This window comes from Streptomyces oryzae (assembly GCF_017676365.1).
Taxonomy (GTDB): domain Bacteria; phylum Actinomycetota; class Actinomycetes; order Streptomycetales; family Streptomycetaceae; genus Streptomyces; species Streptomyces oryzae.
Map to the genome: position 1 here is coordinate 1 of NZ_JADKMA010000087.1, position 18,730 is coordinate 18,730.

At 72.1% G+C, this 18,730-nt stretch carries 17 protein-coding genes; 10 read left to right on the top strand and 7 right to left on the bottom strand.

Features of this window, described 5'->3' with window-relative positions; genetic code table 11:
- Nucleotides 1–265 precede the first annotated feature (265 nt).
- Nucleotides 266–817 carry a DUF1062 domain-containing protein gene (locus tag ITI46_RS18125; RefSeq protein WP_209240686.1) on the top strand — a complete coding sequence of 184 codons (552 nt, stop codon included), beginning with the start codon at nucleotides 266–268 and terminating at the stop codon, nucleotides 815–817.
- Nucleotides 818–877: 60 nt separating this feature from the next.
- Here the strand turns inward: ITI46_RS18125 and ITI46_RS18130 are convergent, their stop codons facing one another.
- Entirely contained in the window at nucleotides 878–1,396 is a 519-nt protein-coding gene (locus tag ITI46_RS18130; protein WP_209240687.1) for a hypothetical protein, read from the bottom strand.
- 251 nt (nucleotides 1,397–1,647) lie between these two features.
- On the opposite strand from ITI46_RS18130, the gene ITI46_RS18135 reads away from it, so the two are divergent.
- Nucleotides 1,648–2,253 carry a hypothetical protein gene (locus tag ITI46_RS18135; RefSeq protein ID WP_209240688.1) on the top strand — a complete coding sequence of 202 codons (606 nt, stop codon included), beginning with the start codon at nucleotides 1,648–1,650 and terminating at the stop codon, nucleotides 2,251–2,253.
- Nucleotides 2,254–2,395: 142 nt separating this feature from the next.
- Nucleotides 2,396–4,438, top strand: coding sequence for a serine hydrolase domain-containing protein (locus ITI46_RS18140; RefSeq protein ID WP_209240689.1), 2,043 nt, complete (start codon nucleotides 2,396–2,398; stop codon nucleotides 4,436–4,438).
- Here the strand turns inward: ITI46_RS18140 and ITI46_RS18145 are convergent.
- A complete protein-coding gene (locus tag ITI46_RS18145) occupies nucleotides 4,380–5,639 on the bottom strand; it encodes an MFS transporter (RefSeq protein WP_209240690.1) in 1,260 nt (419 codons plus the stop codon). The genes ITI46_RS18140 and ITI46_RS18145 overlap by 59 nt on opposite strands.
- A gap of 117 nt (nucleotides 5,640–5,756) precedes the next feature.
- Between ITI46_RS18145 and ITI46_RS18150 the strand changes: the two genes are divergently transcribed.
- On the top strand, nucleotides 5,757–6,221 hold the full coding sequence (locus ITI46_RS18150) for a winged helix-turn-helix transcriptional regulator (protein ID WP_209240691.1): 465 nt from the start codon (nucleotides 5,757–5,759) through the stop codon (nucleotides 6,219–6,221).
- Between the two features lie 27 nt (nucleotides 6,222–6,248).
- Here the strand turns inward: ITI46_RS18150 and ITI46_RS18155 are convergent, their stop codons facing one another.
- The 3 genes from ITI46_RS18155 to ITI46_RS18165 all read right to left on the bottom strand — a co-directional run bounded on the left by ITI46_RS18155 (nucleotide 6,249) and on the right by ITI46_RS18165 (nucleotide 8,839).
- Nucleotides 6,249–7,088: a class I SAM-dependent methyltransferase gene (locus tag ITI46_RS18155; protein WP_209240692.1), complete on the bottom strand. Its 840-nt coding sequence runs from the start codon at nucleotides 7,086–7,088 to the stop codon at nucleotides 6,249–6,251.
- An 80-nt stretch (nucleotides 7,089–7,168) separates the two neighbouring features.
- Complete coding sequence (locus ITI46_RS18160; protein ID WP_209240693.1) at nucleotides 7,169–7,630, bottom strand: hypothetical protein; 462 nt, start codon at nucleotides 7,628–7,630, stop codon at nucleotides 7,169–7,171.
- Between the two features lie 33 nt (nucleotides 7,631–7,663).
- On the bottom strand, nucleotides 7,664–8,839 hold the full coding sequence (locus tag ITI46_RS18165) for a beta-1,3-glucanase family protein (RefSeq protein ID WP_209240694.1): 1,176 nt from the start codon (nucleotides 8,837–8,839) through the stop codon (nucleotides 7,664–7,666).
- A 187-nt stretch (nucleotides 8,840–9,026) separates the two neighbouring features.
- Here ITI46_RS18165 and ITI46_RS35520 point away from each other — a divergent pair, with 187 nt between their 5' ends.
- From ITI46_RS35520 to ITI46_RS18175, 3 genes are all read left to right on the top strand, one after another.
- Complete coding sequence (locus tag ITI46_RS35520; protein WP_280634787.1) at nucleotides 9,027–9,149, top strand: hypothetical protein; 123 nt, start codon at nucleotides 9,027–9,029, stop codon at nucleotides 9,147–9,149.
- 125 nt (nucleotides 9,150–9,274) lie between these two features.
- The gene (locus ITI46_RS18170) at nucleotides 9,275–9,925 is read left to right on the top strand and encodes a helix-turn-helix domain-containing protein (RefSeq protein ID WP_209240695.1); all 651 of its coding nucleotides are present in this window, start codon (nucleotides 9,275–9,277) and stop codon (nucleotides 9,923–9,925) included.
- 77 nt (nucleotides 9,926–10,002) lie between these two features.
- The gene (locus ITI46_RS18175) at nucleotides 10,003–10,269 is read left to right on the top strand and encodes a DUF6126 family protein (protein ID WP_209240696.1); all 267 of its coding nucleotides are present in this window, start codon (nucleotides 10,003–10,005) and stop codon (nucleotides 10,267–10,269) included.
- Between the two features lie 18 nt (nucleotides 10,270–10,287).
- Here the strand turns inward: ITI46_RS18175 and ITI46_RS18180 are convergent, their stop codons facing one another.
- Complete coding sequence (locus ITI46_RS18180) at nucleotides 10,288–12,984, bottom strand: SpoIIE family protein phosphatase (RefSeq protein ID WP_209240697.1); 2,697 nt, start codon at nucleotides 12,982–12,984, stop codon at nucleotides 10,288–10,290.
- 88 nt (nucleotides 12,985–13,072) lie between these two features.
- A complete protein-coding gene (locus ITI46_RS18185; protein WP_209240698.1) occupies nucleotides 13,073–13,594 on the bottom strand; it encodes a MarR family winged helix-turn-helix transcriptional regulator in 522 nt (173 codons plus the stop codon).
- Nucleotides 13,595–13,905: 311 nt separating this feature from the next.
- Here ITI46_RS18185 and ITI46_RS18190 point away from each other — a divergent pair, with 311 nt between their 5' ends.
- The 3 genes from ITI46_RS18190 (at nucleotide 13,906) to ITI46_RS18200 (ending at nucleotide 18,693) form a co-directional block, all read left to right on the top strand.
- Nucleotides 13,906–15,090 (top strand): PP2C family protein-serine/threonine phosphatase, encoded by a 1,185-nt coding sequence (locus ITI46_RS18190; RefSeq protein ID WP_209240699.1) that lies wholly within the window; start codon nucleotides 13,906–13,908, stop codon nucleotides 15,088–15,090.
- A gap of 121 nt (nucleotides 15,091–15,211) precedes the next feature.
- The gene (locus ITI46_RS18195; RefSeq protein ID WP_209240700.1) at nucleotides 15,212–17,344 is read left to right on the top strand and encodes an ArnT family glycosyltransferase; all 2,133 of its coding nucleotides are present in this window, start codon (nucleotides 15,212–15,214) and stop codon (nucleotides 17,342–17,344) included.
- 158 nt (nucleotides 17,345–17,502) lie between these two features.
- A complete protein-coding gene (locus ITI46_RS18200; protein ID WP_209240711.1) occupies nucleotides 17,503–18,693 on the top strand; it encodes an ROK family transcriptional regulator in 1,191 nt (396 codons plus the stop codon).
- Nucleotides 18,694–18,730: the final 37 nt, after the last annotated feature.

The following is an 18,730-nucleotide window of genomic DNA, read 5'->3' on the forward strand; positions in this document are numbered from 1 at the left end:
CCACGGCCCCGCCGCAGGACCCGGAGGCGTCGGACTCGGACACTCCCTAGCTGACCGGACCGTGCCCAGCTCGGCCAGGCGGTCCCGCAAAACCAGTGGAGCCGCGCCTCGGTGTGCCGCTACCGTGCTCCCGCCCCTGTCGCCTGGCCGAGGACGTGCCGTTGTACACCCTGTGAGATCTCCCGAGCGCTGATCTGTCGCGCGTCGCGCCTATGCGCCGCGCTGCTTTTTGCTGCGGACTTCTCACTGGAACCGGTGTACTTCTGTGCTCAGAACCTGGGCTGTCGTGCCCACCTGTCTGCCTGTCATTATCCGTCGCTGCCACGCCTGCGCGTCCGAGCGCTTCCGGGCACACGGCAAATTCCGTATCAACGCCCATCACAAGCTCCTCGACGCCTGGCTCCTCGCGCTGTGCACGGTGTGCGGGGAGACCACCAAGCTCTCCGTGCTGGAGCGGATGAATGTGCGCTCCATACGACCGCAGCTGCTGGACCGGCTGCACCACAACGACCCAGGACTGGCGGCCGAGCTGCTCCAGGACCCGGTGGTGCGGCGCCGTAATCGCATAGCCCTCGACTGGGACAATGCCTGGCGCCTCGTCACCGACGGCTTGGTGGGTGACCATGAGGGTGAGGCGATCGACGTCGTGGTCCGCTTCGCGGCGCGGATTCCTGTGCGACCGGTGCGGCTGATCGCTGAAGGCTTCGGCCTTTCGCGGGCCGAGGTCGAGAGACTCATCGCGGAGGGGAATCTCGTATCGGCGGTGCGCCTGAGAGGGAAGCTCTCCGGCGACTTCACCTTCACGCTCAAGCGCTGAGTCCCTTGGGCGGGCGCCATCCGGTGAGGGGGTGCCTCCTGTCGGTTGCCAGTCTGCGCCCTATTCCGCGTTCTGGAGGATCGGCCGGGTCGTGTGGCCCATGCCGTGGGGGCACGTCCAGCTCGGTACGCCGTTCACGTCGGCGGCGACGGCGGGGTGGCCGTGCCCGGGGCACGGGGGCCCGGACACACCGCCGGTCTCCTCCAGAACCGCGTCCTGGAAACGGTCGGCCAGCAGCACCACGGCGTCCGTCTCGCTGGTACCCGCTGCCAGTTCGACCGAGACCGCCGACCCGTCGGCGAAGGTGAGCGTGGCCTCGATGTCCGGGGCTCCGGCTGCGGCGGCCACGTCTTCGGCGTCGTCCCACGGGAGCGCGCCGCCCTCCTCGTCCCAGACCTGTTCGAGCGAGGATTCGACGGCGGACTCGGCCCCCAGGGCTCCGGGCTCCTGGGGGCCGACGTCCCCGCCGCCGGGACGAGCGGTCACCGTGACAGTGGCGTCCGGGGGCGCGGCCACCTGCCGGAGGATCGACTCGGCCCATTCCCGGACGAGTTCGCTCGTCAACTGCCGTCTGCTCATAGCTGCTTCTTCGCCCTGACGTCGCCGGTCGAGTTCGAACCGAGTCGGCAGACAGACGCGTCATCTGCCCCGCACTCGGTGAAAACCACGCCGAGCAGCATATTTGCCACTCCCGGCAGAACCCGGCCGGACACGGTCGGACGCGGCCGGACACGGCCGTCGTGCACCTCGGAAGAGTTCAGCTCCGGAGCCGGAAAGGCTGGCGCTCTGTGCGATTGTCGGGCGTCGCGGCTGGTGGAAGCCTCAGGTCCATGCGGATCACGACAGGGGCTGTAGCGACGATCTTGGCAGTGCTCGCACTCGGGGCCTGTTCAGGCGGCGAGGACAACAAGCCCGACCCTGAGCCCCCGGCCAGAACGAGTACCGAGCCGTCCGCCAACTCGTCGAGCCCGGCTGTGAAAATTCAGTACGAGAACGCACCACTCACGCTGGGCGGCGGCACGGAGGACAAACCTTTCGGTAGCCGCTGCCACCCGAATTCCGCCGCTCTCGACGGCAGCTCTCCCGAGATTCTGAAAGGGGGATTCGCCGTGGAATCGGAACCCGACCTGACGGTTGAGCCGTGCGGAAGGAGCAGCGAGGAACCGGAAGTGCTCTTCTCGACCGACGCCGGTCATCTGGCTTTCCGCGCCACCGACCAGCAGGACGGGGCAGGCTGCAACGCCGCCATGAACAGCCCCGACGCTCCCCAGCTCAAGGACCCCATCCCGTTCTCCGAGCTCAGGGCCGGGCAGAAGTTCTGCAACACGCACCCCTACGACCAGAAAGAACGTGTGGAGCTGCTGCGCGTGCGAGCAATCTCGCCGAAGGAGAGGACAGTGACGTTCTCGGTGAGTGCCTGGGAGGAGACGGACTGAGCCTCCGGTCCCGCTGAGGAGGCGGTGCTGGGGGCGCGAGGCACACCCGGGAGCCCCGTTGGTGCCGGGCGGTGCCGGGCGGCGCGCGTAAGTTCGTCGTCGCGGGACCGTCTCCGACAGCTGCGAGGTCGATGGGGGCTGCATGCGGGTTGCTGCGTACGTCATCCTGCCGGTGAGCGCGCTCGTCGTGCTGGCCGGCCTGCTCGCGCCCGTACCCCCGTCGGCCGCGAGCGGCGGCCGGGGCACGGAGCCCGTGGCGGGGCCGGGCGCCGCCCGGGGATTCGACCAGCCCGCGCGGGGTTTCGCGCCCGCCGGCACCGTGCTGCGGCGCGCGACGCCCGCGGAGGCGGGACTGGACCCCGCGCCCATCGACGCCTTCCTGCGCAGGCTCGCGGGCTGGACCGACCCGGAGCACGGTGTCGATTACCTGTTCCCCGGCGCCACCGCGCTGCTGGCGCACGACGGCGCCGTCGTCGCCCGGAAGGCGAGCGGCGACGCCGTGCGCTACACCGGACAGCGGGAGCTGCCGCCAGCTCGGCGGGTACCGGCCCGTACCGACACCATCTACGATCTGGCGTCGCTCTCGAAGCTGTTCACCACACTGGTGGCCGTGCAGCAGATCGAGGCCGGGCGGCTCCGGCTGGACGTGCCCGTGGCGCGCTATCTGCCCGGGTTCGCCGCGCACGGGAAGGGCGGCATCACGGTGAAGCAGCTGCTCGTCCACACCTCGGGGCTGCCGTCGGACCCCAGGCCGCCGCTGTGGGAGAACAGCGGCGGGCAGCAGGCACGGAGGGAAGCGATCCTCCAGGCCCGGCCGTTCGCCAGGCCCGGTGCCACGTACCGGTACTCCGACCTCAACCTGCTGAGCATGCAGCTGGTCCTGGAGCAGGTGACGGGGCAACGGCTGGACCGTCTGGTGAGGGAGGGCATCACCGAGCCGCTGCGGATGCGCGACACCGCGTACAACCCGCCCGCAGCCTGGCGGCCCCGGATCGCCGCCACCTCGTACAAGGTCAGTCCCGCGCGCGGGATGCTGCGCGGTGCGGTGCACGACGACAACGCCTGGGCGCTGGGCGGCGTGGCCGGGCACGCGGGGGTCTTCTCGACCGTTGACGACCTGGCGGTGCTCGCCCAGGCCCTGCTCAACGGCGGTACGTACCAGGGCCGGCGGATTCTGGGCCGGCGCGCCATGGCCATGCTGGAGCGGAACTACACCAGCCGCTTCCCCGGGGACGACCACGGCCTCGGCTTCGAACTCGACCAGGCGTGGTACATGGGCGGGCTGTCCTCGCCGCGGACGCTGGGGCACACCGGATTCACCGGCACTTCGCTGGTGATCGACCCCCTGTCGCGGTCGTTCGCGATCCTGCTGACCAACCGGGTGCACCCCATCGACGAGACTACTTCGATCAATCCCGCCCGGCGCGCCCTCGGCCAGGCACTCGCCCGGTCGATCCCGGTGCGGGCCCCGGGGGGCGGCCGCTCGTGGTCCGACGGCCCCTCGGACGGCCGCGGCTCCGAGGGGCGGCGCAGCGGCCGAGACGGCGAAGGGCAGGACGGCGGCACTCTGACGACCGGTCCGATCCTGGCGGCACGCGCACGGCATGCCGCCCGGAAGCCGCGCGACCCGGCCGGGCCGTCCGGCGCGCGCGGGCCGCTGCGCATCAGCTATGACGCCTTCATGGACATCGACGACCTCGACCGTTTCGTCCTGGAACGCAGCACGGACGGCGGCCGTAACTGGCGTACCGTGCCGGGCACCGAGCGGTCCGGGTATCACGGCCGGACCTGGCAGCGGGTACGGGCACAGCTGCCCGCGGGGCCTTATCCGGCGGGCCTGCGGCTGCGCTGGCGCTACACCACCACCCCGCTCTCCGGCGGACGCGGCGTGAACGTCGCCGGGGTGCTGGTGACGGACGGGACCCGGGTGCTGTTCAACAGCGACTGCCCCGATGCTCCGCTGACCGCGGACAGCTGGCAACAGCTGCCCCCGCCCTGGCCACTTGCGCACGCGGCGGGACTGCCTCCGGGCGGCCTGCCCGTCAGCTGCCCGCCAGGGAGCGGTCCCCACGCGGCGGAGCCGCACATGAGTACCGTCCCGCGGCCCTTGAGGGCGCCGGCCGGCCCTATGCCGGCAGCCCCGTACCGCGGGTCGTCGACCACAGGAGCAGGGCGGCGAGGCTGAACAATGTGCCGAGGGCCGTCACGGCGCCCCAGCCGGCCGTCGCGTAGGCGAGGGAGGAGCCGAGGGCGCCGAGGCTGCTGCCCGCCGAGTAGCAGACCATGTAGCCGCCGATGATCCTGCTGCCCGCTTCGGGCCGGACGGCGTGGATCAGGGTCTGGTTGGTGACGTGCACGGCCTGCACGGCGAAGTCCAGCAGGACGGCGCCGATCGCCAGCGCCCACAGGGATTGCCCGGTCAGCGCGATCGGGAACCAGGAGAGCGCCAGAAGGGCGAGCCCGATGCCGGTCGTGCGCTGGGCGAGCCCCCGGTCGTTCCAGCGCCCGGCAACGTGGGCGGCGGCGGCTCCGGCAGCGCCGGCGAGGCCGAACGCGCCGATCGCGGTGTGCGACAGCGACCACGGCGGACCGCTCAGCGGCTGCGCCATGCCGCTCCACAGTGTGCTGAAGGCCGCGAACACCAGCAGGGCGAGCGCGCCCCGGATCCGCAGCAGCGGATGGCGGGCGAACAGGGTGACGGTCGACGCCACAAGCCGTCCGTACGAGATCTCGCGCCTGTTGGCGGATGGCGCACCCGGGGGCAGCGCCCGACGCAGCAGCAGGGCGAGGACGGCCGTGACGCCGGCGGACGCCAGATAGACCGCCCGCCACCCCGCGAGGTCGGCGACGACGCCGGCGGCGGCGCGGGCCAGCAGAATTCCGGTGATGATGCCGCCGGTGACCGTTCCGACGGCGCGGCCGCGCTGGGCGGCGGGGGTCAGCGCGGCAGCCGCAGCGACCATCGTCTGGGCGACGACGGCGAGCAGCCCCACCACGGCGAGCGCGCCGAGCAGCGCCGCGACACCCGGTGCCAGCCCGGCGGCCAGCAGGGCGAGCGCCAGCAGCCCGAGCTGACCCGTGATCAGCCGCCGTTGAGGGAACAGGTCGCCGAGCGGTACGAGCGTCAGCAAGCCCGCCGCATAGCCGAGTTGCGTCACGGTGACGATCGCGCCGAGCAGCCCGGAACCGAGCGCGAACCGCTCGCCGAGAGTCACCAACAGGGGCTGGGCGAAGTAGACGGTGGCGACGGAGCTGCCACAGGCGAGGGTGAGCAGCGGCACGGGCCGGGCGGGCGGCGATCCGTCCGGCACCGACGCCCCGGCACGCGCCTCCTGGCCGCTGGCTTCGCTGCCTCTGTCGACCGCGCCGGAGCACTGGATCGCCATACGGACACACCTTCCCCTCGGTTGCATCTTGCTACCAGCGTGACGGTAACCGTCTGAGGTAGCATGTTGCAACCACCCCCTTGGGGAGTCCGGGGAGCCGGAGGAGAGGAGCCACAGATGGTCGCCCGCACCCGTTTCGATGCCGACCCCTGTCCCGTCGCCCGGTCGGTGAACGCCATCGGCGACTGGTGGTCGCTGCTGATCGTGCGGGACGCCTTCGACGGCAGCCGCCGTTTCGGCGAGTTCCACCGCAGCCTCGGCATCGCCAAGAACATCCTGGCGGCGCGGCTGCGCGCGCTGGAGGACGCCGGGGTGGTGCGCAGCGCGCCCGCGCCGGACGGCGGGTCGCACCGCGAGTACCTCCTCACGGACAAGGGCCGTGCCTTGTTCCCGGTGATCGTCGCCCTGCGCCAGTGGGGCGAGGAGCAGTGCTTCACATCCGGCGAGGACCACTCCCGTCTGCTGGACCGCCGAACCAGCCGCCCCTTGCGCCGTTTGCAGATCCAGGCGGCGGACGGACGACCGGTCGAGCCGGAGGACACGGTCGTGGAGAAGGTGGAAGAGCCGGAGAGGACCGGCTGAGAGATCGGCGCAGACCGAAGGTCCGCGCTAGCCGAACCTGGCGACGGCTGTCAACGTCGGGCGCAGGTTGCGGACGGCGGGCAGCCGGTGGAGGAGGGGTGCCACGACGCCGTAGTAGGCTCCCCGGCCCCGCGGCAGGGCGAGTTCGCGTACCTCGGTGATGGCGGGATGCGCGGTGGACACCTTGGGCAGTTCGCCGGCGTTCAGGCCCCACGGCATGGGCGGGCTCTGGTACCCCTGCGCGGTGCGCATCTGCCCGCGCAGGGTGCGCTCGCTGAACCAGCGCGGAACCGCGTCGAACACCAGCGCACCGCCGGGAAACCGTTCGGCGCACCCCGCGATCAGCTCCCGCACCTCGCCGGGCCGCAGATACATCAGCAGTCCCTGCGCCGTGACCAGCACCCCGTGCCGAGTGTCGACCTCCTCGCACCAGGACAGCTCCAGCGCCGACCGGGCCAGGGTCCGGCGGCGGTCGCCGTCCGGCAGCAGGGCGCGGCGCACTTCGGCGGTCTCCGGCAACTCCACGCACAGCCAGCGTGCCCGCCCGTTGTCCACCCGCCAGAACTGGGTCTCCAGCCCTTCGGCGAGCGCGACGACGGTGCCGTCCGGGTGGGCGTCGAGAAAGGCACGGACGGCCGCGTCGAAGGTGCGTACCCGTAGCGCCTGGCCCTGTGCCAGCAGCGGGTTGGGCGGCCCGAACGTCTCCTCGAAGGGATAGTCGATCCGCTCCACCAGCTCCACGGCCTTCGGGTCCGCCAGCACCGCGTCGGGCCGCCGCGCCTCACAGGCACGCTGATAGAGGTTCCACAACAGGGTCTCCGGGACCCCGCTCAGCCGCACTCCCGCCGACTCCCCGCCGCTCGCCATCCCGCAAGCCTCCCCTGTCCCCCGCCTCTTACCGCGTGCCGGGTCGACGGTACCGGTGCACGGTCACCGCTTCGAGGCCGTCAGCCGGCTGTCAGCTCGCAGGCGACTGCCGTGACGGCGCCGTAGACGGGATGCGGCACCAGGTCGGCCGGCCAGTCGGCCGGGCGACCGGTACGCGGATCGGAGACTTTCAGCAGGGCCGGCGGCACATCGGCGCCTGCCATCGCCCCTGCACCGGTGGCCGGCGCGGTCAGCGGCAGCGCCGGGCGCCACGGGAGCGCGCGGGACGCTCCGTACAGGGCGCCGACGCCGACTCCTGTGAGGAGACCGAGCAGCGCGCCCGTCGCCGAGGCGCGGTTCTCCCGCGCCTCGGCGACGCCCGGTACGGGCACGTGCGTACGGTCGCTGAGCCGGTCGACGACGTCCTTGGGTACGGAGCTGCCGGCCCGGCCGCGCACCACCATGTCCAGATATGTGACGGTGTTGAGCGCGGTCGTTCCGGCCGCTCCGGCGACAGCCCCTGCCCATACCCGGCGCATCATGGACCGGCCGCTCCCGGGACGGGGCGGAGGCCGTCACTCGAAGGGCGTCAGCGTGAGCTTCAGCTCCGTCGCGGCGCTGTCCTCGATGTACGAGGCGAAACCGGCGACGTCGTCGAAGGCGAAGCCGTACGCCTTGCCGTCCTCGGTGGCAGCGTGCATGGCCTTGGCGTAGTGGTGCGTGATGTCGCCCTTGTAGAAGGCGGCCGGGTCGGTGGTGGGCTGGTCAGGGGTGGCGGCCAGGGTGGTGCGGTTGAAGGCGGCCCCCAGGATGGCGGCCACCGGGCCGGTCGTCCCGTCGTTGGGCGCCGCGAGGGCGCCGTCGCAGAACAGGACGTCCTTCGTGGACGGCTTGCCGAAGGACACCTCCCCCGGTCCTGTGAAGGAGAGCTTGTCGCCGCTGACGCGGCCGGTGAAGGTGCCGGCGTTGGTGGTGACCTTCAGATCCTTGCTCTGGTAGGCGGCCCACACCTCGTCGATGTACGGGGCGAAGTAGTCGTCGGCGAACAGGCCGGCACCGATCCCGTGGCCCGGGGCTATGACGCGCTTGTCGTCGATGACGAGCTTCGAGAACGCCTCGACGGAGCGCACCGATTCGAAGATCTTGGCGCGGGCGCCCTGCTTCAGTGTGCCGGTGGTCTGGTCCTTGGCGCCCTTGAGCCCGATGGCCAGCGGCACGCTGAACATGTCGACCATGGTGGTGTTGCAGTACATCGCGCCGCCCTTGTACGTGAACTCCGCACAGTCGTGCACGATCGGGTAGTTCGGGTCCGATTCGACCCAGGCTGCGGGGTAGGCCAGGGCCGCCCCGCCGTCGGCCTCGACGGCCTTGAACTTCAACTTCTCGCCGCAGGCGACGTAGATGCGGCCGGACATCTCCGGAAGCGAGAGGGTGGTCTCGTTGCCCGTCAGGGGGATGGCGTAGTCGGTGTAGCCGTCCGAACCGTTGTCGGACATCTGCACCGGCTTCAGCTCACCGTCGGGCGTCACATGGCACTGGTTCTTGCCGTCGTTGCCCACGATGTAGATGTGGACGGAGCCGTTGTCGTAGGCGCCGCTGTTGTTGACGATCTTCAGCGAAAGACCGGCGGCCGCCTGGCCGTTGAAGAGTCTGCCCGCACTGGCCTGCTGGGCGACGAGCCCGGCGGCGGGGACGGCTACGGCGGCTGCTGCGGCACCGCGGAACAGGGTGCGGCGGCTGACGGAACTCATCGGGCGGAACCTCCGGAGACGGCGGAGACGGGCAAGCTGACATCGTTGTCGATCAGCACACGGATGTGGCGTGAACGAGGACCGAAGGACTCAACGGCCGAAGCCGCGGAACGGTTCAACGCGCGGGAATTCCGTGCAGGCGTGGTCAACGCATTCATGACATGCGCTCCTCTGAGGTGGGGGGTGGGTGAGCGCTCTCACGTCACGGGAAAGCACGGTGCCGAAGGTCTGGACCTTCGTCAAGGGTCTGGCCGGAACCAGCCGCTCCGCGCGGCACACCGACAACGCCTGTGACAGCGAAGGGACTTGACTCCGGTCCAGGTCAGCGCCGGGCGCCGGGCGCCGGGCGGGCAGGCACGGATGGAGCAGGTTTCCTCGCTTTGCCTCAGAGGCAAAAACTTTGCCCCACGGGAAGAATCGTGCCTTAATCGGACTATGCGTCCGAACCCTCCCCATGATGAGGCAGCCGGGCCGGAGGCGGGAGACGCCCCCGCGTTCGCGCCCCGTATGCGCCTGCTGAGGCGGCGCAGCGGGCTGAGTCTGGAGGCGTCGGCACGCAGGGCCGGGCTCTCCCCAGCACACCTGTCGCGGCTGGAGACCGGAAAACGGCAGCCGTCGCTGCCGCTCCTCCTCACCCTCGCCCGGGTCTACGGCACCACCGTCGGCGAGTTGCTGGGCGAGACGACCACGGCCGCCGACTCGATTGTCCGGGGCGCCGAGATGGAACCCGTCGACGCCGGGGGATGGCGCTACCGGCAGGCAGGCCGGCCCGGGCGCGCCATGCAGGCACTCCGCGTCCATGTGCCGCGCGGCCCGCAGAGCGATCTCGTCCGCGTCCATCCGGGCGAGGAGTGGATCCATGTGCAGGGCGGCGAGCTGCGACTGACCCTCGGCCAGGTCACCGAGACGCTGGGCCCCGGCGACTCGGCGCACTTCGACTCCCTCACCCCGCACCGGCTGGAAGCCGTCTCGGCACACGGTGCCGACCTGCTCTTCGTCCATACGCTCCTCCAGTCCCCGACCGCCGGCCTCTGCGTCGACGGTCTGCCCGGGCACCCCGCACCGGGCCCCACCCCGCAGCGCTGAGCCACCGCATCCCTCGACCCGCGCGGCTGCGTGCCCGCACGCCCGCGCCCGCAGCGAACGCGCAGAAAGGCCCCGTCATGACCGCAGCACAGCCGCCCGAGCCGCAGCCCTCCCCGGCCGCCGCTCCCACTCCCACAGCCGCGCCCTCCCCCGCGCCCTCTCCAGCAGCTCCCTCCCCCGGGCAGGCGGACCCGCGGCCCAGGCGCAGGGAGCAGCCGGGTGAGGAGCGCGGGGACGGGCGTTTCCCGCGGGGGCTGGCCCTGCGGCTGTTCGTGTATGTCGTGGCGGGCCACCTGCTGGCCGGCTTCCTGTTCCTGCTCTTCGAGTTGGGCGGCGGCAAATGAGGCCGAGGCCCCCGGGGGCTACGCCAAGGGCGGCTCTACCTGAGTGGCCGTCAGCGGGAGCTCGGCCCAGATGGTCTTGCCCTCGGGTGTGTAGCGGGTGCCCCAGTGCTGGGCGAGCTGCGCGATCAGGAACAGGCCGCGGCCTCCCTCGTCCACCGTGGTGGCCCGGCGAAGATGCGGCGCCGTGCTGCTGCTGTCGGACACCTCGCAGGTCAAGTAGCGGTCGCAGAGCAGCCGTACGGTGACCGGCGGCGCACCGTAGCGGATGGCGTTGGTGATCAGCTCGCTCAGGATGAGCTCCGCGGTGAAGGCGGTCTCCTCCAGCCCCCACTCGGTGAGCTGGGACATGCACGCGGCACGGACCGGAGCGACAGCCTCCGGGTCGCTGGGCACGTCCCACTGGGCGATCCGGGAGGGCGGCAGCAGCCTGGTCTCGGCGACGAGCAGCGCGATGTCGTCCCGGTCCTCGTTGGTCCGGTCGGGCAGCAGCGTCTGCAGCAGGGCTGCGCAGGTCCGTTCGGGGTCCTGGCCGACCGGGGCGAGGGCTGCGCGCAGCATGTCCATGCGGTCGTCCAGGCCGCGGCTGCGGACCTGGACGAGTCCGTTGGTGTAGAGCACCAGGCGGCTGCCTTCCGGAATGCTCAGGGTGTGGGTCTCGAACGGGGAGGTGCCCAGCCCGAGCGGCAGGTTCTCGGGGACGCCCAGGATGGCGGTGGTGCCGTCGGGGCAGGCCAGTGCGGGCGGCGGGTGACCGGCCCCGGCCAGCTGGCACTGGCCGGACGCCGGGTCGTAGATGGCGTAGAGCACGGTCGCGCCGGTGACGGGCCCGGTCTCCGGGCCGAGGGTGGGGTCCTGGTCGATCCGGGCCACCAGTTCGTCCAGGTGGGCGAGCAGTTCGTCCGGTGGCAGGTCCAGCGAGGAGAAGTTGTGCACCGCGGTCCGCAGCCGCCCCATGGTGGCCGCCGCGTGCAGCCCGTGGCCCACCACGTCGCCGACGACGAGCGCCACCCGGGCGCCTGGCAGTGCGATGACGTCGAACCAGTCGCCGCCCACCCCGGCCTGCGCCGGCAGATAGCGGTAGGCGGCGGTGACGGCGTTCTGTTCCGGCAGCCCGCCCGGCAGCAGGCTGCGCTGGAGCGTCACGGCCAGCCCGTGTTCCCGCGCGTAGCGGCGGGCGTTGTCGACGCACACCGCGGTGCGGGTCACGAGTTCCCCGGCCGAGGCGACGTCCTCGGGCTGGAACGGCCGCTGGTGCCGGCGCCAGAAGCTGGCCAGTCCGAACACGGTGCCCCTGGCCCGCATCGGTACGGTGATCAGCGAGTGGAAACCCGCGGCCAGAATGCGCTCGGCCCCCTCCGGGTCGACGGTACGCCAGCCCGTCGCGGCGGCCAGGTCGGGTTCGAAGACGACCTCCGCCTCTTCTCCGCCCTCCGCGGTCGGGACCACGGGCGGGATGGAGGGCCTGCTGCCCACGGTCTGGAGCGGGTGCGTCTCGCCCAGGGCGGAGCGCAGCGCGACGCGCCGTACGCGCGCCGCCGCGGGGTCGGGCAGCGGCTCCTTGCCGCTGATCACGTGATCGAGCAGATCGACGGAGACCACGTCGGCGAACCGGGGAACCGCGACCTCGGCGAGTTCCTCGGCGGTGCGCACGACATCGAGCGTCGTTCCGATGCGCAGTCCTGCCGTGTAGAGCAGTTCCAGCCGCTGTGCGGCGATCTCCGCCTGCCCGGCCACCTCCCGCAGTTCGGTGGTGTCCCGCAAGGTGGCCACGCTGCCGTCCGGTCCGCCGTTCTGCCCGGTCGTGCGCTGGTTGACGGCGAGCATCCGGTCACCGACCACATGGACCTCGTCGGTGGCGGTACGCCCGGAGGACAGCAACTCCCCCACGCTCGACTCCAGCCGCAGGTCGTCGACGTGCTGCCCCTGGGCCTGGTCCGGCAGCCCCAGCAGCCGGTGCGCCTCGTCGTTGGCGAGCACCAGCCGCCGTTCGCCGTCGAGCACCAGCACGCCTTCGCGTACCGCGTGCAGCACCGCGTCGTGATGCTCGTACATCCGGGTCACCTCCGCCGGGCCCAGGCCGCGCGTCTGCCGGTTCAGCCGCCGGCTCACCAGCCCCGCACCCGCCGTCGCGAGCAACAGCGCGCCTGCGGCCCCGACTCCCACCCATGGCAGCTCCCGGTTGAGCCGCGCCGAGACGGTGGCGAGGTCGACGCCCGCCGTGACGATCCCGATCACCTTGCCGTCCGCGTTCCGTACGGGCGCCACGGCGCGTACGGAGTCCTTGGGCTCGCCCTCGAACTGCTCGGTGTACGTCTCACCGGCCAGCGCCCGGCCGAAGTCCCCTGAGGCCCGTTTGCCGATCAGGCTCGGGATCGGGTCGCTGAGGCGCACGCCCTTCCTGTTCAGCACGGCGACGAAGTCGATCCCGCACTCGCGCCCGGCGCGCACGCTCAGCGGCTCCAGTCTCCGGGTGGGCCGCGGCGACTGCAGAGCCGCCGCCGTCGAGGGCGAGACGGCCAGCGTTCCGGCGCACGTCCGGGAGCGGTCCCGCGCGCTGCGCACATCCGCCGAGCGCGCCTGCCAGGCCAGTACCAGGGCCGCCGCGATCACCAGCAGCAGGACGATCGCCAGTTGGAGTACGAAGAACTGCCCGGCGACGCTCCGCACCGCGAACCGCGCACCGCGCTCCCCCGTCCCTGGACGCTTTGGAGTCATGCAGCATGGTTTACCGTTATTTGTCCTGAATCACGTGGACGCGGAACCCGCCCATGTCTGCACAACACGCGTGAGCCCCGCAGCCGACTCAGGCGGAGCGGTCGTCGAGATCGTCCAGGGCGCTGAGCCGGTGGACCGGGGCCGCGCCCTCGACGGCGTCGCGGAATGCGTTGAGGCCCTCATGGAGTACGTTGCGCGCTCTGGGCGGCATGGCGGCGAGGGTCGTCGTCAGGGCTTCCTCGCGGCGGAGGCGCAGATCGCTGAGGTACTTCTTTCCCTGGTGCGTCAGGTGGAGTTCCAGCTCCCGGCGGCTGACCTGACTGGGCAGCCGCTCCAGGAAACCGAGCGCTTGGAGGCGGTCGCACAACCGGCTGACCGAGGACGGGGCCGAGCCCAGCATCTCCCCGAGGGTGCGCAGGTTCATGCCCTCGTCACGGTCGAGGCAGTAGAGAACCCGCAGTTGCGAGGCGGAGACGGGTGAGGAGGAGACCGCGTCGCGGCCGTGCTCCCACAGGATCTCCAGCAGTTCGATGACCTCGCCCGCCGTCTCGGCCTCCGGGGAACCCCTGCCTCTCGGCCGGCCACGGCCACGGGGATGCTGGCCCGTCACAGCGTCGCTCCGCACCAGTTCGACCGGTCGATGGCGGGGGTCGACGTCACGATTCACTCCACATCTTCGGCACTCCTGCCGGCCGGATCTGCGGGGCTCCCCTCGCCGCAGTCAAGGGCCGGGGAAAGCTTATCTCTCCACGCGCTGTGCTGACAGGGCCGCCCGCGGAGGGCCCTGTTCGAACCCGCGAGCGGTTCTGTTGTCATTCGGCAAACGTTTCCGTGCGACGATAATGTTCTGATCCAGCCCGCGGGGGACACAGTGCCCCCTGTTCGGCCGCTGCATGCACGGCAGACGGAGAAGCAGGAGACGTGGACAGATTCGCCGTGGTCGAGCGGGCCCTGCGCACCGCCGCCCCGTACGCATTGATGGACGTCGTCGAGGCGGCACTGCGAGAGCACTGCGGCGCCGTCAACGTCGAGTTGCGCCTGGCCGACTACGGTAAGCGCACGCTCCACAAAGTGGAGCACACGCCCCTCGCGGCCGAGCCGCTGCCCGTGCACGACAGCCCGCAGGGGCGGGCGCTGCGGGCTCCCGAGCCCGTCGTACTGAAGGACGGGCGGACGGACACCGTGGCGGTGCATCTGCCGGTGAGCGTGCGGGGAGAGCGGCTGGGAGTGCTGTCGGCGACCCTGCCCGGCGAGACCGAGGCCGTCGAGCTGCTGCCGGAGTTGGAGGACCTGTGCAGGGCTCTCGGCCACGAGATCACGGTCGCCGAGCGGGACACGGACCACTACCAGCGCGCCCGCCGGGCCACCCGGCTGACCGTCGCTGCCGAGATGCAGTGGCAGCTGCTGCCCGGCCGCTCCCTGCGCCGCGACGAGTTCGCGATCGGCGCCCACTTGGAGCCCGCCTACTCCGTCTCGGGCGACAACGTGGACTGGTCGGTCTCCCCCGAGCACCTGACCGTCACCGTCACCAACGGCATGGGCGAGGGGGTCGAGGCGGCGCTGCTGACCACGCTCGCCGTCAACGCGCTGCGCAACGCACGCCACGCCGGACTCGGCCTCGCCGACCAGGCGGCCCTCACCGACCAGGCCATCTACGCCCAGTACCGGGGCTCGGCGTACGTCTCGATGGTGCTGTTCCAGTTCGAACTCGCCACCGGAGAGGTGGAGATCGTCGAGGCCGGCTCGCCGCGTGCCTGGCTGTACCGGGACGCCAAAGTCGAGGCACTCGACTTCGACGCGCAGCTCCCCCTCGGCATGTTCGAGGACACCCACTATGTGACGGAGCGCTTCCGGGTGCAGCCCGGGGACCGGCTGCTGCTGGCCACCGACGGTGTCTACGAGTCGTTCTCCCGCGCCGGTGAACCCTTCGGCGACCATGCGCTGGCCCGCTCCCTTACCGCCAACCGGCTGCTTCCCCCCTCCCAGGTGGCACGTGCCGTGCTCCGCGATCTCTCCGCCCACCGGGGCGCGGGCTCGCTGGAAGACGATGCCCTCATCGTCTGTGTCGACTGGTACGGACGCGAAGGGCACTCCCCGGTCGGCTGAGAGCGGGCGCGGCGGCGGCCGGAAGGCCGGCTCACAGCCGCCGCACAGGTTGAGCACAGGCGGATGACAGCGCGGTCCGCGATGTTCGGGTCCACAACGGACCTGAAAGAGAGCGGACTCCATGACCACCCTCACCACCTCGGGCAGCGCGGCGGACGCGCCCCCTTCCGGCGCCGCTCCCGCCGCCGGCCGGCCCGACGCAGCGCCGCGCTGGGAGCGCCCCGCGTTCTGGACGCTGCTGGCGGCCACCGCGGTGCTGTTCCTGTACGGGCTCGGCGCCTCCGGTTACGCCAACTCCTTCTACTCCGCCGCCGCGCAGGCCGGCGGGGCGAGCTGGAAGGCGTTCCTGTTCGGCTCGCTGGACGCGGGCAACGCCATCACCGTGGACAAACCGCCGGCCGCGCTGTGGCCGATGGCCCTGTCCGTCCGGCTCTTCGGCCTCGGCTCCTGGCAGATTCTGGTACCGCAGGCGCTGCTGGGCGTCGCCTCGGTCGGCGTGCTGTACTCCGCCGTGCGCCGCCGCAGCGGCCCGGCCGCCGGGCTGCTCGCCGGGGCGTTGCTGGCGCTGACCCCGGTGGCGGCGCTGATGTTCCGCTTCAACAACCCGGACGCGCTGCTGTGCCTGCTCATGGTGGCCGCGCTGTGGTGCATGGGCCGGGCCTTGGAGGACGGCCGCACCAGGTGGCTGGTGCTGGCGGGCGCCTGTTTCGGCTTCGGCTTCCTGGCCAAGGCGCTGCAGGCGTGGCTGATCCTGCCGGTGGCGGCGCTGGTGTATCTGGTGTGCGGGCCGACCCGGCTGCGCCGCCGGATCGGGCAGCTGCTGTGCGGCGGGCTGACCACGCTGGTCACGGCGGGCTGGTGGGTCGCGCTCGTGGAGCTGTGGCCCGCCTCCTCGCGGCCGTACATCGGCGGCTCGCAGAAGAACAGCTTCCTGGAGCTGACCTTCGGCTACAACGGTTTCGGCCGGCTCACCGGTGACGAGACCGGCAGCGTCGGCGGCGGAGGCGGTGGCGGCCGTGGTCCGGGCGGTGGCGGTGGCGGCGCCTGGGGCCAGACGGGGCTGGGGCGGCTGTTCGGCGACACGATCGGCGGTCAGATCGCATGGCTGCTCCCGGCCGCGCTGCTGCTCCTCGTCGCGGGTCTGGTGCTGACCCGCCGGGCGGCCCGTACCGACGCGCTGCGGGCCGAGTTCCTGCTGTGGGGCGGCTCGCTGCTGATCACCGGTGTGACCTTCAGCTTCATGTCCGGGATCTTCCACGAGTACTACACCGTCGCGCTCGCGCCCTACCTCGCGGCCGTGGTGGCCCTGGGGGCGACGGCACTGTGGCGGGAGCGGAGCCGTTTCCTGTGGGTCGCGGTGCTGGCGGCAGCGGTCGCGGGAACGGCCGTGTGGGCGTTCGTGCTGCTGGGCCGGGCTGCGGACTGGCTGCCGTGGCTGCGCTGGACCGTACTGGTGGCGGGGCTGTCGGCGGCCTGCGGGCTGCTGGCCGCGAAGGTGCTGCCGCGCAGGCTCGGTGCGGCCCTCGCCGCGCTGGCGGTGCTCGCCGCGGTCGCCGGGCCTGTGGCGTACACGCTGAGCACCGTCGGTACGCCGCATACCGGCTCGATCGTCACCGCGGGGCCCGCCGTCAGCCGGGGCGGCCTGCCGGGGATGCCCGGCGGCGGCAAGGGTGCGCCGGGGCCCGGCCAGGGCGGGCGCGCACCCCAGCAGAACGGCGGGCCCGGCCAGGGCGGGGCGCAGGGCTTCCCCGGCGCGGGACAGGGCAACCGGCAGCAGACCGGCGCCCCGCAGGGCACGCCCCCCGGCCTGGGCGGCGCCGCCCAGGGGCAAGGTGCGCGGGACGGCGCGGGCGGCGCGGGGCGCGGCGGCGGCCCGGGCGGCGCAATGGGCGGGCTGCTCAACGGCACCAAGGTCTCGGCGAAGGCGGAAGCGCTGCTGCGCAAGGACGCCGCCTCGTACACCTGGGCGGCGGCCGCCATCGGCTCGCAGAACGCGGCAAGCTACCAACTCTCCACCGGACTGCCGGTGATGGCGATCGGCGGCTTCAACGGAACCGACCCGTACCCGAGCCTCGCCCAGTTCAAGAAGTATGTGGCACAGGGCAGGATCCATTACTTCCTCGCCGGCTCCCAGGGCGGCCCGGGTGGAAGCCGGGGCACCTCGTCCGAGATCAGCTCCTGGGTGAAGAAGCACTACACGATGGTGCGGGCGGGCAACGCCACCTTCTACGACCTGACCCGGCCGAAGAAGTAGCGAACAGCAGGTCCGAGTTCAACAGCCGGCGGGGCGGCGCGTCCGGACGGGGCGCGCCGCCCCGGGCCATTGACGGATGCGCGGGCGGAGTTCTAGGTTCCCGGCATCAACAGGAAAGTTTCCTAATGATTCCCACCGCGGACGGACGGGGCACCACGATGGCCACACACGCCGGCCCCAGCGGCACAGCAGCGACCCCGGGCACCCCCCGCGTACTGCGCGCGATGAACGACCGCGCCGCGCTCGATCTCCTCGTCGCACACGGACCGCTCACCCGGACCCGGATCAGCGAGCTGACAGGACTGTCCAAACCGACCGCCTCCCAACTCCTCGGCAGACTGGAGGACATGGGCCTGGTGCGCACCCGGAGCAAGGAGCGCGGCAGGCCGGGCCCCAACGCGCTGCTGTACGAGATCGAGCCGGCGACCGCCCATGTGGCCGCGCTGTCCGCCGATCCGCACGGCATCTCGGCGGTGGTCGCTGACATCACGGGCAGCGTCGTCGGCCGCGCCCGGGTGGAGGCCGACGCCGTGGCCGCTGACGTACGGCACCGCACCGCGCAGCTGGTCAGGGAAGCCGTCGACCTGGCCCTGCGGGAGGCAGGACCGGGACTAGGGCCGGTGGAGCCGCACACCACGGTGATCGGTACGCCCGGCGCCCTCGATCCGCGCTCGGGCGAGCTGCGCTACGCCCCGCACCTGCCCGGCTGGCAGTCCCGTACGCTGCGCGCCGAGCTGGCCGAAGTGCTGGGCACCCCGGTGACGATCGAGAACGACGTGAATCTCGCGGCCGTGGCGGAACAGCACACGGGCGCGGCCCGGGACCACGACGACTTCGCCCTCATCTGGGTGGACAGCGGCACGGGCGCCGCCGTCGTCGTGGGCGGCACCCTGCTGCGCGGGGCCACCGGCGGGGCCGGGGAGATCGGCTACCTGCCGCTGCCCGGCGCACCCCTCGCGCGCGGCGGCTCCGGCGAGAACGCGGCGGCGGACGCCGGGGGTGGTTTCCAGAGCCTGGTCTCGGTACCGGCGGTGCGCCGGCTCGCCAACGGCCGCCCGCTGGCCGAGGCGCTGGCCGACCCGGCCGTACGCGAGGAGACCGCGCGCCGGCTGGCGAACGGGATCGCCGCCGTCGTCGCAGTCGTCGACCCGCAGCTGGTGGTGCTGTCCGGTGCGGTGCCGCGAACCGGCGGCGAGGCGCTGCGGGCGCTGGTGGAGCGGGAGTTGACCGGGCTCGCGCTGCCCAGGCCGCTGCTGCGGCTGAGCGAGCTGGACGGAGACCCGATCCTGAGCGGCGCCCTGCTGTCCGCGCTGGCCCTGGCCCGCGATGAGGTGTTCAACACCGCCTGACCGTGTGTCCGGGGCCGTCTGACCGACGTGTTCGACA

Excerpts from the sequence above, each read along its gene's own strand:
- ITI46_RS18160 (WP_209240693.1), bottom strand. The coding sequence starts at position 7,630 with ATGATGCGCCGGGTATGGGCAGGGGCTGTCGCCGGAGCGGCCGGAACG.
- ITI46_RS18150 (WP_209240691.1), top strand. The coding sequence starts at position 5,757 with ATGGTCGCCCGCACCCGTTTCGATGCCGACCCCTGTCCCGTCGCCCGG.
- ITI46_RS18195 (WP_209240700.1), top strand. The coding sequence starts at position 15,212 with ATGACCACCCTCACCACCTCGGGCAGCGCGGCGGACGCGCCCCCTTCC.
- ITI46_RS18155 (WP_209240692.1), bottom strand. The coding sequence starts at position 7,088 with ATGGCGAGCGGCGGGGAGTCGGCGGGAGTGCGGCTGAGCGGGGTCCCG.
- ITI46_RS18180 (WP_209240697.1), bottom strand. The coding sequence starts at position 12,984 with ATGACTCCAAAGCGTCCAGGGACGGGGGAGCGCGGTGCGCGGTTCGCG.
- ITI46_RS18135 (WP_209240688.1), top strand. The coding sequence starts at position 1,648 with ATGCGGATCACGACAGGGGCTGTAGCGACGATCTTGGCAGTGCTCGCA.
- ITI46_RS18130 (WP_209240687.1), bottom strand. The coding sequence starts at position 1,396 with ATGAGCAGACGGCAGTTGACGAGCGAACTCGTCCGGGAATGGGCCGAG.
- ITI46_RS18175 (WP_209240696.1), top strand. The coding sequence starts at position 10,003 with ATGACCGCAGCACAGCCGCCCGAGCCGCAGCCCTCCCCGGCCGCCGCT.
- ITI46_RS18165 (WP_209240694.1), bottom strand. The coding sequence starts at position 8,839 with ATGAGTTCCGTCAGCCGCCGCACCCTGTTCCGCGGTGCCGCAGCAGCC.
- ITI46_RS18170 (WP_209240695.1), top strand. The coding sequence starts at position 9,275 with ATGCGTCCGAACCCTCCCCATGATGAGGCAGCCGGGCCGGAGGCGGGA.
- ITI46_RS18145 (WP_209240690.1), bottom strand. The coding sequence starts at position 5,639 with ATGGCGATCCAGTGCTCCGGCGCGGTCGACAGAGGCAGCGAAGCCAGC.
- ITI46_RS18200 (WP_209240711.1), top strand. The coding sequence starts at position 17,503 with ATGGCCACACACGCCGGCCCCAGCGGCACAGCAGCGACCCCGGGCACC.
- ITI46_RS18140 (WP_209240689.1), top strand. The coding sequence starts at position 2,396 with ATGCGGGTTGCTGCGTACGTCATCCTGCCGGTGAGCGCGCTCGTCGTG.